General features: G+C 69.1%; 6 protein-coding genes. 4 read left to right on the forward strand and 2 right to left on the reverse strand.

Translation table 11 applies throughout. The features are described 5' to 3' along the window. The first annotated feature begins 326 nt into the window (after positions 1-326). Positions 327-2,171 (forward strand): acyl-CoA dehydrogenase, encoded by a 1,845-nt coding sequence (locus D7W81_RS39355; RefSeq protein ID WP_120560466.1) that lies wholly within the window; start codon positions 327-329, stop codon positions 2,169-2,171. An 89-nt stretch (positions 2,172-2,260) separates the two neighbouring features. Here the strand turns inward: D7W81_RS39355 and D7W81_RS39360 are convergent, their stop codons facing one another. Further along, positions 2,261-2,716 carry an ExbD/TolR family protein gene (locus D7W81_RS39360; protein ID WP_120560467.1) on the reverse strand — a complete coding sequence of 152 codons (456 nt, stop codon included), beginning with the start codon at positions 2,714-2,716 and terminating at the stop codon, positions 2,261-2,263. A 15-nt stretch (positions 2,717-2,731) separates the two neighbouring features. After that, positions 2,732-3,460 (reverse strand): MotA/TolQ/ExbB proton channel family protein, encoded by a 729-nt coding sequence (locus tag D7W81_RS39365; protein ID WP_120560468.1) that lies wholly within the window; start codon positions 3,458-3,460, stop codon positions 2,732-2,734. 42 nt (positions 3,461-3,502) lie between these two features. On the opposite strand from D7W81_RS39365, the gene D7W81_RS39370 reads away from it, so the two are divergent. From D7W81_RS39370 to D7W81_RS39380, 3 genes are all read left to right on the forward strand, one after another. Then, positions 3,503-4,333, forward strand: coding sequence for a DUF4292 domain-containing protein (locus D7W81_RS39370; protein ID WP_120560469.1), 831 nt, complete (start codon positions 3,503-3,505; stop codon positions 4,331-4,333). A gap of 59 nt (positions 4,334-4,392) precedes the next feature. Beyond that, entirely contained in the window at positions 4,393-5,145 is a 753-nt protein-coding gene (locus tag D7W81_RS39375) for a cyclic di-GMP-binding domain-containing protein, MshE-related (protein WP_120560470.1), read from the forward strand. A gap of 9 nt (positions 5,146-5,154) precedes the next feature. Continuing rightward, positions 5,155-5,808: cyclic di-GMP-binding domain-containing protein, MshE-related (locus D7W81_RS39380; protein ID WP_497747190.1), on the forward strand; the 654-nt coding region annotated here is incomplete at its 3' end.

The following is a 5,808-nucleotide window of genomic DNA, read 5'->3' on the forward strand; positions in this document are numbered from 1 at the left end:
CGACCGGGACGAGGACGACGAAGACGACGAGGAGGCGGACGAGCCCCGCACCGGCGCCTCGTCCAAGAAGACCGCCCCCCGGGAGAAGCCCGCCGCCAAGACGGCCTCCCTCCCCACGGCGAAGAAGGCCAAGAAGTAGGCGTTCCAAGACGAATTCCCGCGTTCGAGAAGGGCGGCTTCGACCGCTCGTCAACGCGGGGTGTCATCTTGGGTTGACTCAAAAATCAGTCGACGCCACACTTCCTGCGTCACATGGGCCGCTGACCCTGACTTTTTCCCGCCCTGCGGGAAGCAGGCAGGCAGCGAGCCCCCACGCAGGAGTGGCCATGTCCGCCGGCATCAACACCTACAAGACCGACCTTCGAGAGATCTTCTTCACGCTGTTCGAGCAGTTCGGCTTCGGCCAGGTGGCGGGCCAGGCTCCCTACGACGCCTGGGGCCCGGACGAGGCGAAGGCGGTCCTCACGGAGACGTACCGCTTCGCGCGCGAGGTGCTGGGGCCTCTCAACTCGGTGGGTGACCGCGAGGGCTGCCGGGTGGAGAACGGCGCCGTCTTCACGCCCAAGGGCTTCAAGGACGCGTGGAACAAGCTCTACGAGCAGGGCTTCAAGACGGTGGCGGTGAGCCCGGACCACGGCGGCCAGGGCGCTCCGATGATGCTCCAGGTGACGGTGGAGGAGATCCTCTCCGGCGCCAACACGGCCTTCAACATGTACCCGGGCCTGGCGTTCGGCGCGGCGGAGGTCATCGCGGAGTGCGGCACGCCCGCGCAGCAGAAGCAGTTCGTGGAGCGCATGCTCAACGGCACGTGGGGCGGCACCATGTGCCTCACCGAGCCGCACGCCGGCTCCGACGTGGGCGCGGCCAAGTCCACCGCGCGGCGCAACGCGGACGGCACGTACAACATCCGCGGCACCAAGATTTTCATCTCCGGCGGCGACCACGACATGGCCGGGAACATCATCCACCTGGTGCTCGCGCGCATTGACGGCGCGCCGGTGGGCACCAAGGGCTTGTCGCTGTTCATCGTCCCCAAGCTGCGCATCAACGCGGACGGCTCCGCGGGCCAGCCCAACGACGTCACCGTGGCGTCCATCGAGCACAAGATGGGCATCAACGGCTCGGCCACCTGTGTCCTCAACTTCGGTGAGAACGACGCGTGTCTGGGCGAGCTCGTGGGCACCGTCGAGCACGTGGGCATGAGCCAGATGTTCAAGATGATGAACGGCGCGCGCATCGCCGTGGGCATCCAGGGCGTGAGCCTGGCGTCGGCCGCGTACTACAACGCGGTGGACTACGCGAAGGACCGCAAGCAGGGCTCCCACTTCACCAAGTGGAAGGACCCGTCCGCGCCGCGCGCCTCCATCATCGAGCACCCGGACGTCCGCCGCATGCTGCTGGACATCAAGGCGCACGTGGAGGGCATCCGCGCGCTGATCATCAAGCTGGCCATGCACCTGGACAAGGCGAAGCAGCTGGCGGGCAAGGACGACGACGCGGCCACCTACCACAAGGGCCAGGTGGAGGTGCTGACGCCGCTGGTGAAGTCCTACGGCTCCGACCAGGCCTTCCGCCTCTGCGCGCAGGCCATGCAGGTGTACGGCGGCGCCGGCTACATCCAGGACTACCCGGTGGAGCAGTACACGCGCGACTCGAAGATCTTCTCCATCTACGAAGGCACCAACCACATCCAGGCCATGGACCTCGTGGGCCGCAAGATGGGCCAGGCGGGCGGCGCGCACTTCCAGCAGTTCATGGGGGACGTGGGCAGCTTCGTGGAAGCGCACCGCGAGCACCCCGTGCTGGGCGAGGCCGTGAAGACGCTGGCCGGCGCGCAGGAAGGCCTGATGTCCAGCGCGATGGCGCTGTTCGGCTGGTCGCAGGACGCGGGCCGCTTCCCGCTCATCCCCCTGTCCGCCAACCGCTTCCTCAACATGATGTCGGAGGTCGCCGTGGGCTGGCTGCTGCTGGACGCGGCCGTCATCGCGGAGAAGGCCGCCGCCAGCGTGAGCGCGGACCACCCGGACAAGGCGTTCTACGAGGGCAAGAAGTTCAGCGCCCTCTGGTACGCGCGCAACGTGCTGCCCAACGTGGAGTACGCCGCGCGCCTCATCGCCACCGAGGACACGTCCCCCATGGACATCACCGACGCGGCGTTCGGCGGCGTCTGAAGCACGGCTTCCTGACGCACCTGAAATGAAGAAGGCCCTCCGGCACGTGAAGCGCCGGGGGGCCTTTTCCTTTTCGAGCCTTTTCGAGCCTAGTCGCCTTCGCGCACGCCGATGGCGAGCTGCGCGAGGCCGGCCTTCTTCGCCAGCTCCATCACCTGCACCACGGTGCCGTGGGGGACGCCTTCGTCCGCCTGCACGATGACCACGGTGTCGGGGTTCTGGTTCTTCGCGGCGTCGAAGGCCTGCTTCAGCTCCGCCTCCGCGACGACGTTGCCCGCGAGCACGAAGCGGCCGTCCGCCAGCACCGCCACGGACAGGTCCGTGGTGCGCGCGGTGACGTCCGCGGCGCCGCCCTTGGGCAGGTTCACCTTGAGGCCGGCCTTGGCGCCGCCGCCCGGCCCCTGCTGGGTGATGACCGAGCTGGTCACCATGAAGATGATGAGCAGCACGAGCATCACGTCCGTCAGCGGCGTGATGTTGATCTCCGCGAAGCCCGCGCCCTCCACCTCGTCGTCGCCCGAGCCGGGCGTCTTTCCCATGGCCATGGTGGGCGTCTCTCCTTACGAGGCGGGCTGCGGATCCGGCCGGGGGGCAGGGGGCGTGGTGCCTTCGCGCGAGGGCGTGGCTTCCGGCGGCGGGCCGCCAGCGGTGCGCTCCTTGAGGATCTCCACGAACTCGTCGCCCAGCAGGCGCAGCTCCACCAGCACGCGGGACAGCCGGGCCTGGAAGTAGTTGTAGAAGACCATTGCCTGCACGGCGACGAGGATGCCCACGGCGGTGGCGACGAGCGCTTCCGAGATGCCCGTCATCACGGCCGCGGAGCCGCCGGTGCCGCCGGCCTCCACGTCCACGCCCAGGTCCTTGAACGAACGCATGATGCCGGCCACGGTGCCGAAGAGGCCCACGAAGGGCGTCGTCGAACCGATGGTGGCGAGCAGCCACAGGTTGCGCCGCAGCTTCAAGCCCACCTGGGCGCGCTCGCGCTCCACGGCGGACTCGATGCCGTTGCCGCCGGTGGAGCGCGAGCGCTCCCAGCGATCGAACCCGGCGAGGAAGATGTCGGCCGCCACGGCGTCGGAGCGCTCGGCGGCGGTGCGGGCGGCGGCCACGTCCCCCCGGAGGAGGTGCTTCTGGACGATCTCCCCCAGGTTGCGGGAGCGCTCGCTCACGCCCCAGAGGGCGATGATCCGCTCGACGGCCACGCCCAGGGCCACCACGGAGGCGCCCAGGAGGAGGGCGAGGGTGACGCCGCCCAGGCGAAGGTAATGAAGTAGATCGTTCAGATTCATGATGGATGACCGGGCAGGCGGCCCTGGCTCACACTAGGACATATGAACCGCGCAGCCGCCGCAATCTTCCTGGCCCTCCTCTGTTCGGCCTGCCCCAAACGCCTCGAGTTCGGTCCGGAGGGCCGCATCGAGGACGCCCAGACGCTCTACCAGCACGTGCGCGAGCGGCAGGCGAAGGTCGTGAACCTGGAGGGCGACGCGAAGCTGCACGTCGACTCACCCCAGGGCAGCGGCACGCTCTCCACGTACCTCTCCATCACCCGGCCGGCCCTCATCCACCTGGAGACGTACGACTTCTTCAACCGCCCGGTGGCCTCGCTCGTCGCCGACGGTGAGCGCTTTGGCGTCTACCAGGCGGGGGAGAACACGTACCTCCAGGGCCCCGCGAGCGCGGAGAACGTGTCGCGCTTCCTGCCTGTCGTCCTGCCGAGCGAGGAGCTGGTGGCGGTGATGCTGGGCCAGGTCCCCCTGATGCCTCCGGAGTCCATGACCCTGGAGCTGGACGAGAAGGAGCGGGTGTACGTGCTGAAGCTCCAGCGGGGAGCCGCGACGCAAACACTCCGCGTGGACCCCAAGCACCTGCGCGTGGTGAAGAGCGAGGTCCGGGGCGTGCCGGGCTACGACCTGGCGTTCGAGGACTTCCAGCTGCGCGGCGACCAGCTGTTCCCCAACAAGGTCCACCTCGTCGCCCCCACGGCGGGCACCCAGCTGGACCTGAAGTACACGGACATCCGCCTCAACGGCCGCCCGGACCTGACGCTCTACGAGCTGACGGCGCCCGAGGGGGCGAAGGTGGTGGACGTCGACGCGCGGGGCCAGGAGGTCCGCTCCGGGGGGACGGTGTCGCCCCCGCCCCCCGCGCCGGGTTCCTGAGCTTCCAGGCGTCGAAAGGCAGCGCCCCGGCCCAAACCGGGTACTATGGCGCGCACGACATGGCACAGATCAAGCTTGGAGAACTGCTGATCAAGGCGAACGTCCTGCAGGAGAGCCAGCTCAAGGCGGCGCTCGCCGAGCAGGCCAAGTGGGGCGGGAAGCTGGGCGAGATCCTCGTCCGGATGAATCTCGTCTCCGAGGACATCCTCGTGCGCGCCCTGTCGAAGCAGCTCGGCATGCCGGCGGTGAACCTGGACGCCGTGCAGATGGTACCGCCGCACGTGAAGGCCAAGATTCCCGCGCAGACGGCCCGCGACTTCTCCGTCGTGCCGCTGCAGCTGCGCGACGACGGCAAGACGCTCGTGGTGGCCATGTCGGATCCGCTCAACGTGCGGGTGCTGGATGAGCTGCGGGCCCTGTCCAAGTGCCGCATCGTGGCCAACGTGGCGGGGCGCACCTCCGTGGCGCGGGCGTTCGCGCGCCTCTACGAGGAGACGGCGGAACTGGAGGACGCGGACACCAACTTCAAGGTGGTGGACGCGCAGGGCCGCACCGTCGTGAAGAACCTCAAGGACCTGGACCCGGCCGCCGCCGTCGCCATGTCCCCCAAGCCCGCCGCCGCTCCGCCGCGCGCTCCGCCCCCGCCGGAGCCTCCGCGTCAGTCGGCCGCGTCCGGCAGCCCCGCGGAGCTGCTCAAGAGCGTGGAGGAGGTCCAGCGCAAGGAGGTCGCGGCGCTGAAGGCCATGGTGGAGCTTCTCATCGAGAAGGGTGTTTTCTCTCGCGAGGAATACCTCGCCAAGGTCAAGCGGTAGCCCCCGTCCATGCGCAAGAAGATTGGTGAACTCCTCGTCCAGGCCGGAGTGGTCACGGACGAGCAGGTGAAGCAGGCCCTGGCTTCCGGACGGCGCGGCCAGGGCCGCAAGCTGGGCGAGGTGCTGGTGTCCATGGGCCTGTGCACGGGCCGGGACATCGCGCGGGCGCTGGCGGCGCAGCACGAGCTGCCGTTCGTGGAGATCCCCGAGTACATTCCGCATGCGGTGTCCTCGCTGGTGTCCATGGACTTCCAGAGCGAGCACCGGGTGCTCCTCTTCGCGGCGGAGCAGGACGGCCGCAGCGAGAAGATCCACGTGGCGGTGGAGGACCCGGGCAACCTGACGCTGGTGGACGAGCTGCGCTTCCAACTGCGCAAGCCGCTCAAGGTATTCGTCGTCGCGACGGACGACATGGAGCAAGCGCTCGCGCGCGGCCGGGGCGAGCCCCTGGACATCGTGGAGGCTGAACCGATGGACATGGACGAGGACGATTCGCCGGACATCCTGCCGTCGCCGCCCGCCGCCGCGCGGCCCCCGGCGCCGCCACGGCCGCCCGCGCCGCCGACGCTGGACTGGGACCTGCCTCCGCCGCCGCCCCACGAGTCGTCCGTCGATGGCGCGGAGGTGCTGGAGGACATCCCCAGCACCTCCGCGCCATCGACG

The organism is Corallococcus aberystwythensis, from assembly GCF_003612165.1.
GTDB lineage: Bacteria > Myxococcota > Myxococcia > Myxococcales > Myxococcaceae > Corallococcus > Corallococcus aberystwythensis.

Bases quoted from the DNA above. Each gene is read 5' to 3' on its own strand.
- D7W81_RS39375 (WP_120560470.1), top strand. From the start codon at position 4,393: ATGGCACAGATCAAGCTTGGAGAACTGCTGATCAAGGCGAACGTCCTG.
- D7W81_RS39360 (WP_120560467.1), bottom strand. From the start codon at position 2,716: ATGGCCATGGGAAAGACGCCCGGCTCGGGCGACGACGAGGTGGAGGGC.
- D7W81_RS39370 (WP_120560469.1), top strand. From the start codon at position 3,503: ATGAACCGCGCAGCCGCCGCAATCTTCCTGGCCCTCCTCTGTTCGGCC.
- D7W81_RS39365 (WP_120560468.1), bottom strand. From the start codon at position 3,460: ATGAATCTGAACGATCTACTTCATTACCTTCGCCTGGGCGGCGTCACC.
- D7W81_RS39355 (WP_120560466.1), top strand. From the start codon at position 327: ATGTCCGCCGGCATCAACACCTACAAGACCGACCTTCGAGAGATCTTC.